Raw genomic sequence first — 20,308 nt, forward strand, 5'->3', positions numbered from 1 at the left:
TCAGGAGCGTCGCAAAAGTGCCAGGAACATGGCGTCGGTGCCGTGCCGGTGCGGCCAGAACTGCGCGTACGGGCCGTCTCCGACGCCTTCGAGGCCGGGCGCGACGCCGGTCAGGACGGCGGGCGCGTCGAGCCGCTGCACGTCGTCGCGGCCGCGCAGGACGTCGTCGACCACGACCCGGGTCTCGGCCAGGTGCGGCGAGCAGGTCACGTACGCGACCACGCCGCCCGGCCGGACCGACTCCAGCGCCGCCCCGAGCAGCTCGCGCTGCAGCGGCCCGAGCTCGGCGACCGATTCGGGGCCGCGCCGCCAGCGCGCCTCGGGCCTGCGCCGCAGCGCGCCGAGGCCGGTGCAGGGCACGTCGAGCAGGATCCGGTCGAACGAGCCTGGCTTCCACGCGGGCGCGGCGCCGTCGGCGACGATGACGCCGGCGCGTTCGTCGACGGCGCGGGCGACCAGCGCGGACCGGTGCGGCTGCAGGTCGGACGCGAGCAGCCGGGCGTCCCGCTGGGTCGCCAGCGCCGACAGCAGCCCGGCCTTGCCGCCGGGTCCGGCGCACAGGTCGGCCCAGAACGCGTCGCGCCCCTCGATCGGCGCACTGGCCAGGGCGAGCGCGACCAGCTGGCTGCCCTCGTCCTGAACGGCCGCGCGCCCCTCGCGTACGGCGGCGATCCCGGCCGGGTCGCCCTCGGTCAGCAGCGCGGCGTACGGCGAGTAGGGGGCGGCCTCGGCGCCCGCCTCCAGCAGTTCCTCGACCGTGGCGCGTCCGGGCCGGGCGACCAGCGTCACGCGGGGCCGGTCGTTGTCCGCGGCGAGCAGCGCGCCGATCTCGCCCCGGTCGGGGCCGAGGGCGTCGCGCATCGCCGACACGATCCAGCGCGGGTGGCTGTAGGCGATCGACAGCCGCTTGGCCTCGTCGCCCTGGCCCTCGGGCGCGACGATCTCCAGCCAGCCGTCCATGTCACGGGTCGCGACCTTGCGCAGCACCGCGTTGGCGAACTTGGCCTGCCCGGGACCCGAGACGCTGCGGGCCAGCTCGACGGCCGTGGCGACGGCGGCGTGCGGCGGGATGCGGGTGGCCAGCAGCTGGTGGGTGCCCAGGCGCAGCACGTCCAGCAGCGGCGCGTCGATGCGGCGCAGCTCGCGGTCGCTGCACAGCGCCAGCACCGCGTCGTAGGTGCCGCGGCCGCGCAGCGTGCCGTAGGTGAGCTCGGTCGCCAGCGCGGCGTCGCGGCCGGTGAGGCCGCGCTCGCGCAGCCGGGTCGGCAGCAGCAGGTTGGCGTAGGCGTCGCGCGTCTCGACCGCGCGGATCACGTCGAACGCGGTGCGCCGGACGAGATCCTCGGGGCGGCCGGTGTTGCGCGGCCCGCCCGGTCGGCGGTTGTGGTCGCGGTTCCCTCGCCTGCTTCGGGTGGGCGGCATCAGCTGAAGCGGTCCTCGTCGGTGAGCGGGTGGCCGCGGGTCCAGTCCACGGCGTTCATGCGGCGCTTGCCGGGGGGCTGGAGCTCGCCGAGCGCGACCGGGTGGCTCCCGGTGCCGACGAGCACCTCCTTCTTGCCGGCGCGCAGTTCGCCGGGCTCCAGGGCCTCGGCGTCGGGTGCGGGCCGTACGGGGCCGAGCTTCACGCGTTCGCCGTTCAGCGTCGTCCAGGCGCCGGGGGCGGGCGTGCAGGCGCGGATCTGCCGGTCGATGTGCATCGCGGGCTTGGCCCAGTCGACCTTGGCGTCCTCGGGCTTCAGCTTGGAGGCGATCGACACGCCCTCGTCGGGCTGCGGCCGTGCCTCGAGCACGCCCGCCTCGATCCCGTTCATCGTGTCGAGCAGGAGCCGCGCGCCCGCGATCGCCAGGCGCCCGAGCAGGTCGCCGGTCGTGTCAGTGGGCAGGATCGGCTCTGTCAGCACGCCGTAGACCGGGCCGGTGTCCAGGCCCTCCTCGATGAGGAACGTGGCGGCGCCGGTGACGTCGTCGCCGTGCAGGATCGCGTGCTGCACGGGCGCCGCGCCGCGCCAGGCGGGCAGCAGCGAGAAGTGCAGGTTGATCCAGCCGTGCCGCGGGATCTCCAGGGCGGCCGGGCGCAGCAGCGCGCCGTACGCCACGACCGGGCACGCGTCGGGCGCGATCTCGCGCAGCCGGTCCAGGAACTCCGGGGCGCTGGCCTTGGCGGGCTTCAGCACCTCGACCCCGGCCTCCTCGGCGCGCTGCGCGACGGGGCTGGCGACGAGCTTGCGTCCCCGTCCCGACGGCGCGTCGGGACGGGTGACCACGGCGGCGACCTCGTGGTCGGAGCCGAGCAGCGCCTCCAGCGCGGGGACCGAGGTCTCCGGAGTTCCTGCGAAAACGAGCTTCACGGGTTTACAGAGCCTTCCCGAAGGTGCGGTGCGGAGAGTCCTTGACGACCGGCGCGGGGTCGCCGAACCACTCGGCCTCGCGGATGGCCTTCATCGCGGCCTTGCGCTGCTCGGGGTCCATCCGGTCGATGAAGATGATCCCGTCCAGGTGGTCGGTCTCGTGCTGGACGCAGCGGGCCAGCAGGTGCGTGCCCTCCAGCGTGATCGGCTCGCCGTGCTGGTTGAAGCCCTTGGCGACGACGCCGACCGAGCGCGGCGTGGGGAACGCGAGGCCGGGCAGCGACAGGCAGCCCTCGTCGTCGGTCTCCTGCTCGTCGGTCAGGTCGAGGCTGGGGTTGATCAGGTGCCCCAGGCGGTCGTCCACGTAGTAGGTGAACACCCGCAGGCCCACGCCGAGCTGGGGGGCGGCCAGGCCCGCGCCGGGCGCGTCGACCATCGTGTCGGTGAGGTCCTTGACGAGCTGGCGCAGTTCCTTGTCGAAGTCCTTCACCGGCTCGGCCGGGGTGCGCAGCACGGGGTCGCCGAAGATGCGGATGGGCTTGACGGCCAACGGGGACTCCGATCGAGCAGTGGTTCATTCACTGGGTGTCAATCCCCAGTCTACGGAGATCTCAGCCGCGCTTACGCGCCCTGCGTGACGGAGCGGGCCGGGGAGGCCAACACAGCGGCGGCCCGGCCGCCCCTACGCGCCTTGCGTGACGGAACGGGCTTTGTAGGCCGCCTTGCGGGCGGCCTTGGCGACGTCCTTGTCGGGCAGGTGGTCGCCGATCGCCTCCAGGACCTCGGCCGTGGACGGGTGCTCGCAGCGCCACATCTCGTCGATCATGCCGCCGAGCTCGACCTCCTCGGGCGCGCCCGCCACGGCCGCCGCGACGGCCTCGGCCGGGGCGGCGGTCTCCAGCATGCCCGCGACGGTGTCGACGAACATCCAGATGAACGCGCGGCGGTCCAGGTCGATGGGCTCGCCGGCCTTCTGGTTCAGCCAGAGCGCGGCGTACGGGCGGACCAGCGGGTGGTCCTGGGCGCCGCGCACGACCGGGGCGATCTCCTCGCCCATCCGCTGCAGCACGGCGGCGGCGAGGTTGCGGGCGCCGGGGCCGCCGGCCCGCATGACGTCGAGCAGCTCGGCCGCGGCGGCCTCCGGCTCGCGGTCCTCCAGCCACAGCGCGATCTCCTCGTCGGCGGTGTCCTGGCGGTGCCAGACCAGCCCGGCCACCAGGTCCTCGGCGGAGGAGTCGGCCAGGTCGCCCACCACCGGGGCCATGAAGCCGTCGGCGAGCAGCAGCTCGCGCACGCCCCAGACGCCCAGCGGGGTCAGCTCGTAGGTGCCGCCCGCCCGGCGCGCGACGCCCCAGCGGACCAGGTCGTCCAGCTCCAGCGCGAGGGCCTCGCGGGCGCCGTCGGCGACCGCGCGCCGGTCGGTCACCTCGTACGCCTCGGCGATGTGGTCGATGAGGGCCGACGACAGGACCTCGGCGGAGGTCGGCGCCTCCTGCTCGTACAGGTGGATCAGGACGCCGGTGAGCTCGTTCTGGACCAGCTCGACCGGGTCCAGGCCGTCCTCGGTCTCGTGCTCGGGCACGGCGGCGGCGTCGAAGACCTTCAGCCACGCCGCGAGGGCCTTCTCGTCGTCGGCGCCGGTCAGCTCGGCCAGCGTGGGCCCGGGCCGGACCGTGCCATTGGCGGTCCGCATGACCTCGGCCTCGATCGCGGCCCACCACAGGCGGTCCAGCTCAGGCAGGTCGGACTGGTCCTCGACCGGCGCGTCCTCGGCGCGGCGCGGCGTCGCCAGGCCGAGCGCCTCGGTGGCGGCGACCGCGTCGGCGGCGTGCAGGTCGCCGAACTCGGTGACGGGCCGTTCCCCGGTCCACTCGGTGAACGCGCGGACGTCGGCGGTCAGCGCGGAGGCGCGCGCCGCGGCGGCCAGGTCGGCGTCGCTCGCGAGCCGTACGGGCGGGACGACCAGCTCCTCGGCCTGGCGCAGGTACTCCTCGGTGCGGGCGTAGCGCTCGTCCTCGGGCAGCGCCTCGAACGCCGCGACCCAGCGGGCGACGGCCTCCTCGTCGTTCATGGCGACGCCGTCGGCCTGCATCATCCCCGACAGCACCTCGGCGGCGGCCTGCCGCTCGGTGGTGTCCATCTCCTCGACGACGGAGGTGAACTCGGGGGTGATCCGGTCCAGCTCGGCCTGCAACTCGGCGGCGCGGCCCCCGGGGACGGCGCCGGTGTCACCGAGGAAGTCCATCAGCGCGTGCGCGGTCTCCAGGATCGCGGGGACCTCGTCGGCCCCGGCGACCACCGCGTCCGGGAAGACCTTCAGCAGCAGGTCGCTCAGGCGCTCGGCGGTGAGCTCGGCGGGGTCGGCGAGCCCCATCTCCTCGCGCGCGAGATCGAGGAGCAGCAGGGCGCCCTGCGCGTCGAAGTCCGCGTCCCGCCGGTCGGCCCATCGCTGCAGGTCATCGGCGAGGTTCTCCACCCAGTTGTCGGCCACGCGGAAACCCTAGTGCTCAGAGCAGCTCCAGGGGGTCGATCTGAACTCGTACGTACTCTTCGACCTTGCGGGCGCTTCGTACCCCTTGTGCCTCCTTCAGCGCCCGCGCGAGCTCGGCGGCGCCGGAACGCGGCACCCGGACCAGCGCCCGCTCCTTCGGCCTGTTGCCCGAGGAGGGACGACCCCCCGCGCCCCCCGAGCCGACTTCGCCGGATGCGGAGTCGTCGGCGGCCTGCGCGTTCCAGGGCGTGGACACCGGGACGGGGCCGAGGACCTCGGCGCCCTCGGGCAGGCGCGCGTCGGCCAGCAGCTCGCGGATGGCCGCCGGGGTGGCGGTCAGGGAGGCCATGCGGAACGCGGGCGGGAAGCCGACCTCGCGGCGTTCGTCCAGCTCCCGTTCGGCGAACGTGACCGGGTCCCAGCGGATCAGCGCCTGGACCGGGGCGAGCGCGCCGTCGGCCGAGACGATCACGGGCCCGGCGGGGCGGACGAGGGCGGCGGCGTTCATCCAGCGGCGCAGCGCCTCCTCCCCCGCGCGCAGGTCGGCGCGGCCGAGCAGGGCCCAGCCGTCCAGGAGCAGGGCGGCGGCGTAGCCCTCCTCGGCCACCGGCTCGGCCCCGGGCGTGGCGACCACCAGGGCGCGCCCGGGCCCGATCCGGTCGAGGATCGCGTCCCGCCCGGAGGTCTTGACCGGCACGCCGGGGAAGGCGCGGCCGAGCTCCTCGGCGGTGCGCTTGGCGCCGACGACCACCGCGCGGATGTGGATGTGGCCGCACTCGGCGCAGCGCCAGTCCCCGGCGATGCGCCCGCACCAGCGGCAGTACGGCGTGGCGTGGCCCGAGGACAGGGCCAGCGGACCCTGGCAGGCACCGCAGTGGGCTCGTTCGCGACAGTTGCCGCAGGCCAGCGCGGGCAGGTAACCGCGCCGGGGCACCTGGACCAGGACCGGGCCGTCCTCCAGCGCCGTTCTGGCGGCCTGGAACGACACGTTCGGCAGGCGGGCGCTGCGGGCGGCGCCGTCGCGCGCCAGCTGGGCGTCGTCGCCGATGGGGGTGATCCGCGGCATGGCCTTGCGGATCGTGTCCCGGTCGGCGGCCAGCGCGTGCGCCCAGCCCGACCCCACCAGCTGGGTGGCGTCGGTCGTACGGGTGAGCCCGCCGATCAGCGCCCCCGCGCCGGAACGATGCGCCCGCAGCGCCAGGACCTCGCGCGGATGCGGGTAGGGCGCGTGCGGGTCGGGGTGAACGTCGTCACCGTCGTCCCACAGCGCGACGAAGCCCAGATCGGCGACCGGGGCGAACATCGCGGCCCGGGTGCCGACCACCGCGCGGGCCGAGCCGCGCAGGATCGCCAGCCAGCGCCGGTAGCGCTCGGACGGCTTGACGTCGGCGGTCAGCGCGACGTGCCGCCCCTCCCCCAGCTCCTCCGTCAGCGCCTCGTCGACGCGGGCGACGTCGCGGCGGTCCGCCACGACGATCAAGGCCCCGCGGCCGGCGGCGAGCGTGACGGCGGCGGCGCGGGCGAGCGCGGCGGGCCAGGACGGCCCCGGCAGCGCCGTCCAGACCGCCCGTGGCGCCCGTTCCTCCGCCAGCGCGCCCAGGAACGAGGGACCCGCCGGGTAGTCGGCCCACGGGCCGGGCCCCTCAGGCGCCGGAGGATCGTCCAGGCGTTCGGCGGGCGCCTCGGCCTCCACCCGGGCGTGCCGGGGCGGCAGGGCCAGCCTCAGCACGTCGTAGAGCGAACCCGCGTAGCGGTCGGCGACCTCGCGGGCCAGCGCCGCGACCTCCGGCGTCAGCACCGGCTCGGCCGACACGACACGATCGAGGAAGAGCAGCGTGCCCTCATGATCGCTTTCCTCGGCCCGCTCCAGCAGAATGCCGTCCACGAGCTGACCTGCGAACCTCACCCGCACCCGGCAGCCAGGGACCGCCGTCTCGGCCAGCTCGGTCTGTACCTGATAATCGAAGGGGCGGTCCAGATGTGGGAGAGAGACATCCACGGCGACGCGCGCAATGGGAAGCTTGTCCGCAGGCTTGCGGGCGCCTTTCTTGGGGGCCTTCTTGCCCGCCTTGTCCGGCTTCCGGCCCGGTTTGGCGGCCGCCTCGGGGGTGACCCGGGGTATGTCGCCGAGCCCCGGAATCAGGTCCGATCCCCCACCGTCGTTCGTCACTCCACCGTCCTACCAGATCAGCCCGACGCTCTAACCGACCGCGACATATGGCCACGCCATGTGACACGCTCGGTTTGAGTTAACTCCCAGTTGACGGGATCATTGCCCGATGCCCTCGGCTCCCCGAATGTCCGCGCGACCCGTGCAGGCGCCGTGACCACCGCAGAGACCCCACAGCGGGCCGGCGGGCGGATCCGCTACGCCTCGACGCGGCGCTTCGGCCTGCCTGTGGCGCCCCCCGAGGGGTCGCGATGGCGGGAGTGGCTCGACCCGCGCAAGCCGGTGATGGCGGCCACACTGACGGCCGCGATCCTGCACATCGTGTGGGCGGTCTTCCTGGCGACCGACGGCGGCGACATCGCCGCCCAGGCCGCCTGGACGGGATGGGCGCGCAAGTTCCCCGACACGGCGTTCAACCTGGCCTGGTACGGCGGGATGCACCCGGCCAACTACAGCGTGCTGTCGCCCTACCTGATGGGCTGGGCGGGGATCCGTACGGTCGCCACGGTCACCGGGACCCTGTCGGCGACGCTCACCGCGCTGCTGCTGGTCCGTTTCAAGGCCCCGATGGCCCTGCCCGCCGCGATCTGGGCGGCGTTCGCGCTGTCGTGCAACTCCGCGTCCGGGCGGGTCACGTTCGGGCTCGGCCTGCTGTTCGCGCTGGCGGCGGTGTTCCCCGCGTACGCGGGCGGGCGCGGCACGCCGATGCTGCGCGCGGTCGGGATGTTCGCGCTCGGGGTGCTGGCCACCCTGGCGAGCCCCGTCGCGGGCTTGTTCGTCATGGTGCTGGCCGCCGCGCTGATCCTGACGGGACGGCGCCGCGCCGGGATCGCGCTGGCGCTCGGGCCGCCCCTGGTCGTGGCGACGACGTCGCTGCTGTTCCCCTTCTACGGCAACCAGCCGATCTCCACCACCGCGATCGTGCTGCCCACGCTGGCCAGCGTCGTCGCGATCCTCATCTGCGCGCCGCGGTCCTGGAAGGTCGTCCGGGTCGGCGCCGGCGTCTACCTCCTCGGCATCCTGCTGACCTGGGTGATCCCGTCCCCGATCGGCTCCAACGTGGAACGCCTCGCGCTGATCTTCGGCGCCATGTTCCTGATCGCGGCGATGGTCGCGACCCCCCTGAGCGACAAGCGCCGCCTGGTCGTCCTGGGCCTGGCCCTTGCGGTCACCGCCGTCTGGCAGGTGGTGAAGCCGGTCGACGACCTGATCCACACCCGTCCCGCCGCCGCCACCGCGAGCCACTCCAAGGGCCTGATCGACGAGCTGGAGCGCCTTGGCGCCGCCAACGGCCGGGTCGAGGTCGTCCCGCTGCGCTCGCACTGGGAGGCGTTCGGCCTCAGCCGCAAGTTCGTCCTGGCCCGCGGCTGGAACCGCCAGGTCGACGCCGAGCGCAACGCCCTGTTCTACGAGGACAAGGAGTCGCTGGACCCCGTCGCCTACCGCGACTGGCTCCACAAGTGGGCCGTCCAGTACGTGGTCCTGCCCGAGCGCGAGGTCGACTGGGCCGCCCGCCACGAGGCCGCCGTCGTGCGCAGCCCGCAGCCCTACCTGAGCGAGGTCTGGCGCGACCCGCACTGGCGCCTCTACAAGGTCGCCTCCCCCACCGCCCTGGTCGACGCGCCCGCCACCGTGGACAAGATCCGCGCCGACAAGGTCGTCGTCGACGCCCCCAACCCCGGCTCGGTGCTCCTGCGGATCTCCTGGTCCCCCTGGCTCAGCGTGCACGGCCCGGGCTCGGGCTGCGTGGCCCCCGCGGGCGACTTCGTCCGCCTCCACCTCTCCAAGCCCGGCCACTACACGGTCGGCGCCACCTACAAGATCCCGCGCGGCACCCCCTGCAAGGACTGACGCTCCCCTAAGAGGGGCGCGCCCGGCGCTCGCGGCGTTCGAGCACCGCCAGCAGGGCGGCCAGGAAGACGGCCACGACGGTCACACCGAAGGCCCAGACGAAGGCCCAGACGAAGGCGTCCGCCTGGCCCGCCGGGGACACGCCCGCGTCGTCCAGGCCCTGCTGCAGCACGACCGCGAAGATCGCCGTGCCCATGGAGGCGCCGATCCGCTGCACGATGTTGAGCTGCGGGGTCGCGTCGGCGACCTTGGCGGGTTCGAGGGCCCGGAAGGCGTCCGTCATCGCGGGCATCGCCGACAGCCCGATGCCCCAGCCGCGCGCGAACAGGCCCGCGTCCAGCAGCCGGTACGGGACGCCCGCGGTGATGAAGACGGACGGCAGCGTGGTCACCACGGCGATCACGCCGCCGACCAGTGAGGTCGCGCCCGCGGCACGCCGCCCGTGGAGGACGCGCCGCCGGAGGAGCGCTAGCCCGCGCAGCGGGTCTGCGGCGGGTCTGCGGCGGGTCAGTCGACGGGGATGTCCAGGGTGTCCAGGCGGGTCAGGTCGGCGATGATGTCGATGCCGACGATCTTGCCGTCGCGGAGGGTCAGGCTCATGACGGCGCTGGGCTTGCCGCCGGGGGCGGTGACGGAGCCGGGCAGGCCGTTGATCATGATGGCGTGGGTGGACGCGGCGAAGCGCTGGAACATCATGGCCTTGCCCGCGACCTCGGCGGCGCCGCGGGTGATCTGGAGGGCCAGGCCGCCGACGTCGGCGCGCAGGACCACGTCGGGGTCCAGGAGTGAGACCAGGGCCTCGAAGTCGCCGCCGCGCGCGGCGGCCATGAACGCCTCGATGACGGTGCGCTGGCGTTCGGTGTCGGTGTCGGGGGCGGGGCTGCCCTGGACGCGGCGGCGGGCGCGGCTGGCCAGCTGCCGGGTGGCGGCGGGGGTGCGGTCGACGATGGGCGCGATCTCCTCGAAGGAGAGCGAGAACATGTCGTGCAGCACGAAGGCCAGGCGTTCGGCCGGGTTGAGCGTCTCCAGCACGACCATGAGCGCGAGGCCGACCTGGTCGGCCAGCATCACTTCCTGCTCGGGGTCGATGGCGTCCATCCGGCCGACGATCGGGTCGGGGATCCGCTCGTACTCGCCGTAGGGGTCCTCGCGGCGGGACTCGCGCGAGCGCAGCTGGTCCAGGCAGAGCCGGCCGACGACGGTGGTGAGCCAGCCGCCCAGGTTGTCGATCTCGTCGGCGTCGGACCGTACGAGCCGGAACCACGCCTCCTGGACCGCGTCCTCGGCCTCGCTCACCGAGCCCAGGATCCGGTACGCCACTGCCCTCAGATGCGACCGGTGCTCCTCGAAGCGCGCCGCGAGTTCGTCCTGCTCCACCACGGGTCCAACCTACCGACACCGGGCAATCCGATCATCTCGGGGCGGGTGGCAGCGCGGCGCAGAGGGCGTCCACGGCCGCGGTGTAGGCGTGGTCGGGCGGGGTGGCGTAGCCGACGACGAGGCCGTCGTGGGCGGGCATGGTGGCCGCCGGATGGCGGAACGCGGCGAGGCGGTCGAGCTCCACGCCGTGCATGAGGGCCGACTCGCAGGCGGCCTGCTCGGTTCCGGGCGGCAGCCTCAGAACGGCGTGCAGGCCCGCCGCGATGCCGGTCGGATGGATGTGCGGGGCGCGCTCGGCGAGGGCCGCCACGAGCTGATCACGGCGTTTCCGGTAGTGCTGGCGCATCCGGCGGACGTGCCGGTCGTACGCGCCGGAGTCGATGAAGTCGGCGAGCGTGAGCTGGTCGAGCACGCTCGCCCAGGCCTCGCGCAGGCCCTTGGCGGCCAGCACGCCGTCCACGAGGTGGCCGGGCAGCACCATCCAGCCCAGCCGCAGCGCCGGGGACAGGCTCTTGCTGACCGAGCCGAGGTAGATGACGCGGTCGGGGTCCAGTCCCTGGACGGCCCCGACGGGCTGGCGGTCGTAGCGGAACTCGCCGTCGTAGTCGTCCTCCAGGATCAGGCCGCGGCCGGCGCGGGCCCAGTCGATCGCCGCCGCCCGCCGGTCCGGGTCGAGGGGCCCGCCGGTCGGGAACTGGTGGGCGGGGGTCAGCAGCGCAGCGTGCACGCCCTTGGGAATGTCCTGCGTGCGGGCACCGTGCTCGTCGAGGTCGAGCGCGGCCGGGCGGACCGAGGCGGCGTCGAGGATCGAGCGGTGGAACGCCAGGCCGTACGACTCGACGGCCATCGGCCCGCGCACGACGCCGCCGCCGAGCAGCAGCCGCAGCCCGTGCGCGAAGCCTGAGCAGATGACGATGTGGCCGGGATCGGTGCGTACGCCCCGTGCGCGCGCGAGGTAGTCGACCAGGGCACGGCGCAGCTCGATGCGCCCGCGCGGGTCGCCCGGGCCGAACGCCTCGTTGGGCGCCGCGTTCAGCGCCCGGCGGGCGGAGGCGAGCCAGGCCGCGCGCGGGAACGAGGCGGCATCCGGCTGCCCCTGGCGCAGGTTGTGGGGCAGGCGGAGCGAGGCCTTGGGCAGGACGGGCGCGGCCGGACGGACCTTGGCGGGGCGGGCACGTTCGGCCACGCGGGTCCCCGAGCCCTGGCGGGCCGTCAGCCAGCCCTCGGCGACCAGTTCGGCGTAGGCGTCGGCGACGGTGTTGCGCGCCAGGCCGAGGTCCGCGGCCAGAGAACGGTAGGGCGGCAACCGGGTGCCGGGCGCCAGTCTCCCCGCCCTGACGGCCTCCCGCAGGGCGCGCGTGAGCGCCGCCCGTCGGCTGCCCGGCCCGGACAGGTCCAGGTGCAGGTCAGCGCCGATGCGCTCCGCAGAATTGACCCATGTTCTCTCCATCAGATTGAACCCTACACGCGGTCTTTCCCCTCCGTAGATTCATGGTCATCACGAACCGCACCACCACACTTGGGGGAAACCATGAGCAACCTGAACGAGCTGCGCACCGTTGTCCGAGGCCGCGTCCTGCTGGCCGGCGACGAGGGCTTCGAGCAGGCCCGCCGCCCCTGGAACCTGGCCGTCGAGCAGCCCGTCCCCGCCGTGGTGGAGGCCGCCGACGCAGCCGACGTCGCGGCGCTGGTCCGGCACGCCCGTTCCGCCGGGCTCACGGTGACCGCGCAGCCGAGCGGGCACGGCGCCACCGGTGACGTGAACGAGGCGGTCCTGCTGCGCACCGGGGCGTTGAACGAGATCCACGTCGACCCGCAGGCGCGGACGGCCCGCGTGGGCGCCGGGGTGAAGTGGGGCGAGGTGCAGGCCATCGCCGGGGCGCACGGACTGACCGGCCTGCCGGGCAGTTCCCCCGTGGTCAGCGTGACCGGCTACACCCTGGGCGGCGGGCTGAGCTGGTTCGGCCGCAAGCACGGCTGGGCCGCCGACAGCGTCCGCGCGTTCGAGATCGTGGACGCCGGCGGCGACCAGGCGAGGGTCACCGCCGACTCCGACGCCGACCTGTTCTGGGCCCTGCGCGGCGGCAGCGGCGACTTCGCGCTGGTCACCTCCGTCGAGTTCGACCTGCACCCCGCGCCGGAGCTGTTCGGCGGCCGGATGATGTGGGCCGCCGAGCAGGCCCCGGCGGTCATGGCCGCCTACCGGGAGATCACCGCGTCCGCCCCCGACGAGCTGACGGTGTGGCTGGACCTGCTGAAGTTCCCCGGCGCCGCTCCGCTGGTGGCCGTGGACGCCACCTACCTCGGTGACTCGGCCGAGGCCCGGGATCTCCTCGCCGCGTTCGACACGATCGGCGGCACGCTCTCCGACAGCCGCGCGGCCATGCCGGTCGCCGACCTGGGCGCGATCACCGCCGAGCCCACCGACCCCGCCCCCGGCATGTCCCGGGCGGAGCTGCTGACCGACCTGGACGAGGTGGCGGCCAAGGCTCTCCTCTCCGCCCCGATCGACCCGCTGCTGTCGGTACAGATCCGCCACCTGGGCGGCGCGTTCACCCGCCCGTCCGACAGCCCGCACGGGGCGCTCACCGAGCCGTACTACCTCTACATGTTCGGGATCCCCGGCACCCCCGAGGCCGCCGACGCCATCAAGACCCGGCGCCAGGAGATGGTCGACGCCATCGCCCCGTACGTCAGCGGCCGCAAGCCCTACACCGCGCTCGCCATCGGCGACACCGCCGCCGACGCCTTCGCCCCGGGCGCCGTCGCCCGCCTCCAGCAGATCAAGCGCGACCGCGACCCCCAGGGCACCTTCCGCAGCAACTTCCCCGTCCTCGGCAGCTAGTCCGGCACGCAGCACAGGAACGCGAAAGGCCCCGGGATCTCCCGGGGCCTTTCGCGTTCGTGCGTGGCGCGTGGCGCGTGGCGCGTGGGCGCGTGGTGCTTGTGCGCGGTGGATCAGAGGCCGGCGGCGCTGGCCAGGGCCTCGGCGCGGTCGGTGCGCTCCCAGGAGAAGTCGGGCTCGGGACGGCCGAAGTGGCCGTACGCGGCGGTCTGGGAGTAGATCGGGCGGAGCAGGTCCAGGTCGCGGACGATCGCGGCCGGGCGCAGGTCGAAGACCGTGGCGACGGCCTGCTCGATCTTGACCGGGTCGGCCTTCTCGGTGCCGAAGGTCTCCACGAACACGCCGACCGGGTGGGCCTTGCCGATCGCGTAGGCGACCTGCACCTCGGCGCGGTCGGCGAGGCCCGCGGCGACGATGTTCTTGGCGACCCAGCGCATGGCGTACGCGGCGGACCGGTCGACCTTGGACGGGTCCTTGCCGGAGAAGGCGCCGCCGCCGTGGCGGGCCATGCCGCCGTAGGTGTCGACGATGATCTTGCGGCCGGTCAGGCCGGCGTCGCCCATCGGGCCGCCGATCTCGAAGCGGCCGGTCGGGTTGACCAGCAGCCGGTAGCCGGTGAAGTCCAGGTCGAACTGGGCCAGCACGGGGTCGACCACGTGCTCCTTGATGTCCGGGGTGAGCAGCTCCTTCAGGTCGATGTCGGGAGCGTGCTGGCTGGACACCACGACCGTGTCGAGGCGGACGCCGCGGTCGCCGTCGTACTCGATGGTGACCTGGGTCTTGCCGTCGGGGCGCAGGTAGGGCACCTGGCCGGACTTGCGGACGGCCGACAGCCGGTGCGACAGCTTGTGCGCGAGGGTGATCGGCAGCGGCATGAGCTCGGGGGTCTCGTTGGTCGCGTACCCGAACATCAGGCCCTGGTCGCCGGCGCCCTGGCGGTCCAGGTCGTCGATGCCCTCGCCCTCGCGGGTCTCGTAGGCGTCGTCGACGCCCTGGGCGATGTCGGGCGACTGAGCGCCGATGGAGACCGACACGCCGCAGGAGTGGCCGTCGAAGCCCTTCTGGGACGAGTCGTAGCCGATCTCGAGGATCTTCTCCCGGATCACTCCGGGGATGTCCACGTAGGTCTCGGTGGTCACCTCGCCGGCCACGTGCACCTGGCCGGTGGTGATCATGGTCTCGACGGCGACCCGGCTCTTGGGGTCGTCCTTGAGCATCGAGTCGAGGATCGCGTCAGAGATCTGATCGGCGATCTTGTCCGGGTGTCCTTCGGTGACGGACTCGGAGGTGAACAGGCGGCGAGACACGAACGTGAACTCCTTGCAGCGGCTGCTGACTGATGTCGCAGAACGGACGGTTGTGAGGGCCGAGGCGGCAGGCGACCATGCCCCCACCCAGGTCGTATGTGCTTGTCGAAGTCTAGCGGCCCGTGATTGACCGCCACTAAATCCTGACTGGAACGGTAGGGTAAATCACTCGAGCCGCTGGGAGACAAGGTCCCAGACCACGTCGGCCAGGGCTTCCTTGGCCCCGCGCGGCACCTCGACCGGCTCGCCCTTCGCCGCCAGGATCACCGCGGCGTTGTCGGGCCTGCCGAACGTCAGGTCGGCGCCGACCTCGTTGACGACCAGCAGGTCAGCGCCCTTGCGGACGAGCTTGTCCCGCCCGTTGGCGAGCACGTCGTCGGTCTCGGCGGCGAACCCGACGATCACCTGACCGGGGCGGCGGCGCTGACCCAGTTCGGCCAGGATGTCCGCGTTCTTGATCAGGTGGATCGGCTCGGGCTCCGCGCCCGGCGCCTTCTTGATCTTCGAGCCCCGGTAGTCGGCGGGCCTGAAGTCGGCCACCGCGGCGGCCATGACCACCGCGTCCGCCGCGCCGGAGGCCTCGATCACGGCCTTGCGCATCTCCTCGGCCGACCCCACCGGGACCACGTCGGCCCCGGCCGGATCCGGCAGCGCCACGTTCGCCGCCACCAGCGTCACCCGCGCGCCGCGCGCGATCGCCGTCCTGGCCAGCGCGTAGCCCTGCAGCCCGGAGGAACGGTTGCCGATGAAGCGCACCGGGTCGATCGGCTCCCGCGTGCCCCCGGCGGAGATCACCACGTGCCGCCCGGCCAGATCCAGCCACCGGCCGGACCCGGACGCGGCGCGCGCCCCCTCCCCCGCGAACCGCCCGTCCTCGTCCTCGGCCGACACGCCAGGCTCGGCCGGCCTGCCGGAGGCGGCCAACGTCTCCTGGCGGGCCAGGACGCGGCGGGCGGCTTCGAAGAGCTCGGCGGGGTCGGGCAGGCGGCCCTTGCCGGTGTCCTTGCCGGTGAGGCGGCCCGAGGCGGGTTCGAGCACCAGCGCGCCGCGGGCGCGCAGGGTCGCCACGTTCGCCTGGGTGGCCGGGTGCTCCCACATCTCGGTGTGCATCGCGGGCGCGAACACCACCGGGCAGCGCGCCGTCAGCAGCGTGTTGGTGAGGAGGTCGTCGGCCAGTCCGTGGGCGGCCTTGGCGAGGGTGTTCGCGGTCGCCGGGGCGACGAACACCAGGTCCGCCTCCTGCCCCAGCCGTACGTGCGGGACCTCGTCGACGTTCTCCCAGACCTCGGTCGCGACCGGGTTGCCCGACAGGGCGGCCCATGTGGGCTCGCCGACGAAGCGCAGGGCATCACGCGTGGGCACGACGCGCACGTCGTGCCCTGACTCGGTCAGCCGCCGCAGCAGCTCACAGACCTTGTACGCGGCGATGCCCGCGCTGACGCCGAGGACGACACGCGGTTTGCGGGAGGTCATCAGATGGTGGTTCCAGGAACGGCCGTCGCCGGCCGTCCGCCTTAGCCTTCGATCGGCTCGGCGTTGAGGAGGCCCTCGCGGGTCTCGCGCAGCGCGATCGACAGCGGCTTCTCCTGGACCTGGGTCTCCACGAGGGGACCCACGTACTCGAGCAGGCCCTCGCCGAGCTGCGCGTAGTAGGCGTTGATCTGCCGCGCGCGCTTGGCCGCGATGCTCACGAGGCCGTACTTGGTGTCGACGACTTCGAGAAGCTCGTCGATCGACGGGTTGGTGATGCCTTCGGTGCTGGCTGCCACACCGTCGCCTTCCGATAGTGGTCTTAGTGAACGGACATCAAGGTTAGCAGCTCGCGGCACACGTCCTGGACGGACGTGTTGATCAAGGTGAGGTCGAACTCCTGTTCGGCCGCGAGCTCGACCCGGGCCGCCTCGAGACGGCGTTCGATCACGTCGGGCGGTTCGGTGCCGCGGCCGACCAGCCGGCGGACCAGCTCCTCCCAGGAGGGCGGGGCCAGGAAGACCAGCTGCGCGTCCGGCATCGTCTGCCGGACCTGCCGCGCGCCCTGGAGGTCGATCTCCAGCAGGACGGCCTCGCCGCGCTCCAGCCGGTCGATGACCGCCTCGCGCGGGGTGCCGTAGCGGTTGCCCGCGAACTCGGCCCACTCGAGCAGCTCCCCTTCGGCGACGAGCCGGTCGAAACCGGCGTCGTCGACGAAGAAGTACTGCACGCCGTGGACCTCACCCGGCCGCGGGGGCCGGGTGGTCACCGAGACCGACAGCCACACCGAGGGGTGCGCACGCCGGATCTCGGCGACGACCGTGCTCTTGCCGACGCCCGACGGCCCGGAGAGGACCGTCAGCCGTCGCACAAGCTGGTCATGCGGCTCTGAGCCGTCCGGCGCAGGAATGGGTGCGCCGGAGCTGGACGGGATGGGGCCGGTCACGGGCATGCCCTCGGGTATACCGGACCTGGCCGCGACGGCCGAACCGCCGCGCCCGTCCGCGAGCTTGTCAGCGGTTTCCACCGCCGCCGAACTCACGCTCCAGGGAGGCGCGCTGGTTCGCACCGAGGCCCCGCACGCGGCGGGACTCGGCGATACCGAGACGCTCCATGATCTGCTTCGCACGAACCTTGCCCACGCCGGGCAGCGATTCCAGGAGGGCCGAGACCTTCATCTTTCCGATGACGTCGTCGGCTTGTCCCTCCTTGAGGACCTCGGCAAGCGAGGTTCCCCCGTGCTTGAGCCGGTTTTTGACCTCGGCCCGCTCCTTGCGGGCCTTGGCAGCCTTCTCAAGGGCTGCGGCGCGCTGTTCGGGGGTTAGGGGCGGAAGAGCCACGCCGGGTCACCTCAGGTTTCCACTCGACGGAGTCGGACGGGTTGGGAAACTAGCGAGTTCAGACCCCATAAGGCAACGTGAAGTGCCGTTTAGCACGCCACAAAATCACGAAAATCACTCCATGCAGTGTCCTGAATACGGAGTGTGCTCAACTCGGGCCCCTCAGACGCGAACCCCCCGCCTTCCTGGGAGTTTCGCAAGATCGCAAAAAAGCCCCCTCGAGACCCCCGAATGTGTCACTCCTCACCCATCCGAACGTGATCTCCATCACCGTGTCCGAAACCCCCACGAACTAGGCCCGAAAAGTCCAACGCCCCCTCCCGAAGATCCAGAGAGGGGGCGGTGGCATCAGCCACGCACGCGAGCGCGCTACCTGAGCGGGCGGCGAGCCGAAGGCGAAGTCGCCCGCGAAGATCGCGGAGCGATGTCGCGCTCGCCGCTTTTGCGGTTCGGTCCCGAGCCGCTAGGCGAGGGGCTGAGGCCGCGAAAGCCTTCTCAAAACAGCGGCGATCGCGGCGGCGGCCGCGCCGGGGTCGGGGGCGCCGGTGATCGGGCGGCCGATCACCAGAAGGTCGGCTCCGGCCTCCAGGGCCTCCTCCGGCGTGGCGACGCGGGCCTGGTCCTGGGTGGCCGAACCCGACGGGCGGACGCCCGGGGTGATGAGGGTGATGTCCGGGCCGACCTCTGCGCGGACCGCATTGGCCTCCTGCGGCGAGCAGACCAATGCCTGGGCACCCGCGTCCACGGCGAGCACCGCGAGGCGTCGTACGGCGTCTGAGGCCGGTCCGGCGAGGCCGAGCGCGTCCAGGTCGCCGTCACGCAGCGACGTGAGGACCGTGACGGCGGCGATCTTGGCGGTGCCCGCGTTCTCCACGGCGGCGCGGATCATCGCCTCGCCGCCGGTGGCGTGCACGGTGAGGAACGCGGGCTTCAGGCGCGCGACGGCACGGGTGGCGCCGGCCACGGTGGCCGGGATGTCGTGCAGCTTGAGGTCCAGGAAGACCTGGACCCGGGTCGCGCCGCGGACGCTCGCCACCACGTCCGGGCCGTACCGCAGGTAGAGCTCGAGCCCGACCTTCACGGTGGTCACGTGCGGCGTCACCAGGGTGGCCCAGCGCGCGGCGGTCTCCAGATCGGGAGCGTCGAGGGCGACGGCGATGGGGGCGGCAGCGGTCACGGCAGCTTCTCCTTCAGCTCCCCGGGCTCGGCGGGCTCCTCGACGGGAGGCTCGGGGCGGACCTGGGGTGGAACGTATCCGGTGGGCTTGTGGGCGAGCCCGACGGCGTCGGCGAGCCGGCCGATGCGCCGGGCCGCCAGTGCCTCGTCGAGCTCGCGGACGATGCGGGGTCCGGCCGTCGGGTCGTGGAACAGCGTCGTGCCGACGGCCACGGCGGAGGCGCCCGCGAGAACGAACTCCAGCGCGTCCAGCCCGGTGGCGACCCCGCCGACGCCGACGATCGGCGTGCCCGGCAGGGCGGCGTGCACCTGGTAGACGCAGCGGATGGCGACCGGGCGGATCGCGGGGCCCGACAGGCCGCCCGACACGCCGGTGAGAACGGGGCGCAGCGACCGGTGGTCGATCGCCATGCCCTCCATCGTGTTGATCAGTGTGAGCCCGTCGGCGCCGGCGTCCACGCAGGCCAGCGCGATGGTCACGATGTCGGCCACGTCCGGGGCGAGCTTGGCCAGGACGGGCACGGTGGCCGCCGCGCTGACCGCCCCGACGACCGCGGCGGCGGCGCCCGGGTGCCAGGCGAACATCCGGCCGCGGTCCTCGACGTTCGGGCAGGCGACGTTGACCTCGATCGCGGCGATGCCGGGCACGCCGCGCAGCCGCCGGGCGAGCTCGGCGTACTCCTCGACGCTGTTGCCGGCGATCGACACGATCGTGCGCGCGTCCTGCTCCTGGAGCCAGGGCAGGTCGCGTTCGAGGAAGCCCTCGATGCCGGGGCCGGGCAGGCCCATCGCGGTCAGCAGGCCGCTCGGCGTCTCGGACATGCGGGGCGTCGGCCGCCCGGCGCGCGGCTGGGTCATCACCGAGCTGGTGACGAACGCGCCGAACCGGGTGAGGTCGTGGAACTGGGCCAGCTCCCGGCCGGTGCCGGCGCACCCGGCGGCGGTCATGACCGGGTTCGGCAGCTCCAGCGCGCCGAGGCGGGTCTTCAGGCGGGCGCTCATCGGCTCGCTCCGCCCCCTTCCGAGACGGACAGGACGCGCGGGGCACCGAGCGCGTCGAACGGGATCGTGCCGAGATCGCCCCAGCGGACCCGGTCGCCGCGCAGCACCGGGCCGTCGGCGCACGCCCGCACCATCCGGGTGACGCCGTCGTCACCGTGGAAGGGCAGCACGCAGGTCATGCAGACGCCGATGCCGCAGGCCCCGGTCTCCTGGAGGAACTCCTCCACCGAGACCTGCGAGGGCAGGCCGTACTCCGAGGCGATGGAGGTCACCGACCGCAGCAGCCGGGTCGGGCCGCAGCCGTAGACGACGTCGGCGCCGGTGTCCTGGATCGCCTTCGGCAGGACCTCGCGGACCGTGCCCTTGTCGCCGAGCGTGCCGTCCTCGGTGGTGAGCACGGCTGTGTCGCCGATGCGCTGCGCCATCCGCGAGCCGAACACCTCGCGGGCGGACCCGCCGCCGAGCACGAAGTGCACCTGGCAGCCGCGCCGGTGGAGGGTGTCGGCGAGCGCGAACAGCGACGCGCCGCCCGGCCCTCCCCCGACGAGCAGGCAGCTGACCGGGTCGCGCGGGAGGCGGAACGGGCGGCCGAGCGGCCCGACCAGGTCGACCTGGTCACGGGCGCGGCGGCCCGACAGCCACGCGGTCCCGGCGTCCCGGTCGGCGAACACCACCTCCACGGTGCCGCCGTAGTCCGACTTCACCTCGTACACACCGAAGCAGCGGCGGACCAGCCGGCTCGTGTGCTCGCCGCCCACGGCCAGCGCCACGAACTGCCCCGGCCGGAACCGTTCGGCGATCGCCGGGGCCACCAGCGTCATCGCGTGGTAGTCCTGCACCTGGCGGACCGTCAGAACGGTTGCCGACGTCTGCACCGGTGTGTCGGACACCCGTCTCCCTCTCGTCGTCGTGTCAGCGCCCTCCGGGC

18 protein-coding genes are annotated in these 20,308 nt (G+C 73.4%); 2 read left to right on the plus strand and 16 right to left on the minus strand.

Features of this window, described 5'->3' with window-relative positions:
* The 5 genes from J4573_RS35550 to J4573_RS35570 form a co-directional block, all read right to left on the minus strand.
* A complete protein-coding gene (locus J4573_RS35550; protein WP_208260473.1) occupies positions 1-1,422 on the minus strand; it encodes an RsmB/NOP family class I SAM-dependent RNA methyltransferase in 1,422 nt (473 codons plus the stop codon).
* Positions 1,422-2,348 (minus strand): methionyl-tRNA formyltransferase, encoded by a 927-nt coding sequence (fmt, locus tag J4573_RS35555; protein WP_208260474.1) that lies wholly within the window; start codon positions 2,346-2,348, stop codon positions 1,422-1,424. The genes J4573_RS35550 and fmt overlap by 1 nt, the downstream gene beginning before the upstream one ends.
* Before the next feature lie 4 nt (positions 2,349-2,352).
* The gene (def, locus tag J4573_RS35560) at positions 2,353-2,898 is read right to left on the minus strand and encodes a peptide deformylase (protein ID WP_208260475.1); all 546 of its coding nucleotides are present in this window, start codon (positions 2,896-2,898) and stop codon (positions 2,353-2,355) included.
* A gap of 132 nt (positions 2,899-3,030) precedes the next feature.
* Positions 3,031-4,839, minus strand: coding sequence for a hypothetical protein (locus J4573_RS35565; RefSeq protein ID WP_208260476.1), 1,809 nt, complete (start codon positions 4,837-4,839; stop codon positions 3,031-3,033).
* 16 nt (positions 4,840-4,855) lie between these two features.
* Positions 4,856-7,009: a primosomal protein N' gene (locus J4573_RS35570; protein WP_208260477.1), complete on the minus strand. Its 2,154-nt coding sequence runs from the start codon at positions 7,007-7,009 to the stop codon at positions 4,856-4,858.
* Positions 7,010-7,162: 153 nt separating this feature from the next.
* On the opposite strand from J4573_RS35570, the gene J4573_RS35575 reads away from it, so the two are divergent.
* Positions 7,163-8,860 carry a DUF8823 domain-containing protein gene (locus J4573_RS35575; RefSeq protein ID WP_307797155.1) on the plus strand — a complete coding sequence of 566 codons (1,698 nt, stop codon included), beginning with the start codon at positions 7,163-7,165 and terminating at the stop codon, positions 8,858-8,860.
* 7 nt (positions 8,861-8,867) lie between these two features.
* Here the strand turns inward: J4573_RS35575 and J4573_RS35580 are convergent, their stop codons facing one another.
* The 3 genes from J4573_RS35580 to pdxR all read right to left on the minus strand — a co-directional run bounded on the left by J4573_RS35580 (position 8,868) and on the right by pdxR (position 11,690).
* A complete protein-coding gene (locus J4573_RS35580; protein WP_208260478.1) occupies positions 8,868-9,263 on the minus strand; it encodes an MFS transporter in 396 nt (131 codons plus the stop codon).
* Positions 9,264-9,367: 104 nt separating this feature from the next.
* Positions 9,368-10,240 (minus strand): RNA polymerase sigma factor SigJ, encoded by an 873-nt coding sequence (gene sigJ / locus J4573_RS35585; RefSeq protein WP_208260479.1) that lies wholly within the window; start codon positions 10,238-10,240, stop codon positions 9,368-9,370.
* Positions 10,241-10,271: 31 nt separating this feature from the next.
* Positions 10,272-11,690 (minus strand): MocR-like pyridoxine biosynthesis transcription factor PdxR, encoded by a 1,419-nt coding sequence (pdxR, locus tag J4573_RS35590; protein WP_208260480.1) that lies wholly within the window; start codon positions 11,688-11,690, stop codon positions 10,272-10,274.
* Positions 11,691-11,771: 81 nt separating this feature from the next.
* Between pdxR and J4573_RS35595 the strand changes: the two genes are divergently transcribed.
* The gene (locus J4573_RS35595) at positions 11,772-13,085 is read left to right on the plus strand and encodes an FAD-binding oxidoreductase (protein ID WP_208260481.1); all 1,314 of its coding nucleotides are present in this window, start codon (positions 11,772-11,774) and stop codon (positions 13,083-13,085) included.
* Between the two features lie 113 nt (positions 13,086-13,198).
* Here J4573_RS35595 and metK read toward each other — a convergent pair whose 3' ends face one another.
* The 8 genes from metK to J4573_RS35635 form a co-directional block, all read right to left on the minus strand.
* On the minus strand, positions 13,199-14,392 hold the full coding sequence (metK, locus tag J4573_RS35600; RefSeq protein WP_208260482.1) for a methionine adenosyltransferase: 1,194 nt from the start codon (positions 14,390-14,392) through the stop codon (positions 13,199-13,201).
* Between the two features lie 165 nt (positions 14,393-14,557).
* On the minus strand, positions 14,558-15,865 hold the full coding sequence (locus J4573_RS35605; protein ID WP_208260483.1) for a bifunctional phosphopantothenoylcysteine decarboxylase/phosphopantothenate synthase: 1,308 nt from the start codon (positions 15,863-15,865) through the stop codon (positions 14,558-14,560).
* A 41-nt stretch (positions 15,866-15,906) separates the two neighbouring features.
* Positions 15,907-16,161, minus strand: a complete 255-nt coding sequence (rpoZ, locus tag J4573_RS35610; protein WP_151566392.1) for a DNA-directed RNA polymerase subunit omega — start codon at positions 16,159-16,161, stop codon at positions 15,907-15,909.
* A gap of 23 nt (positions 16,162-16,184) precedes the next feature.
* Positions 16,185-16,814, minus strand: a complete 630-nt coding sequence (gene gmk, locus J4573_RS35615) for a guanylate kinase (RefSeq protein ID WP_243774128.1) — start codon at positions 16,812-16,814, stop codon at positions 16,185-16,187.
* Between the two features lie 61 nt (positions 16,815-16,875).
* A complete protein-coding gene (mihF, locus tag J4573_RS35620) occupies positions 16,876-17,202 on the minus strand; it encodes an integration host factor, actinobacterial type (RefSeq protein WP_019630791.1) in 327 nt (108 codons plus the stop codon).
* A 463-nt stretch (positions 17,203-17,665) separates the two neighbouring features.
* Positions 17,666-18,379: an orotidine-5'-phosphate decarboxylase gene (gene pyrF / locus J4573_RS35625; protein WP_208260484.1), complete on the minus strand. Its 714-nt coding sequence runs from the start codon at positions 18,377-18,379 to the stop codon at positions 17,666-17,668.
* Entirely contained in the window at positions 18,376-19,380 is a 1,005-nt protein-coding gene (locus J4573_RS35630; RefSeq protein WP_208260485.1) for a dihydroorotate dehydrogenase, read from the minus strand. Before J4573_RS35630 ends, pyrF begins: the two co-directional genes overlap by 4 nt.
* Entirely contained in the window at positions 19,377-20,270 is an 894-nt protein-coding gene (locus J4573_RS35635) for a dihydroorotate dehydrogenase electron transfer subunit (RefSeq protein WP_208260486.1), read from the minus strand. Before J4573_RS35635 ends, J4573_RS35630 begins: the two co-directional genes overlap by 4 nt.
* Positions 20,271-20,308: the final 38 nt, after the last annotated feature.

Origin of the sequence: Actinomadura barringtoniae, from assembly GCF_017573505.1 — a bacterium.
In the GTDB taxonomy this organism is placed as follows: Bacteria; Actinomycetota; Actinomycetes; order Streptosporangiales; family Streptosporangiaceae; genus Spirillospora; species Spirillospora barringtoniae.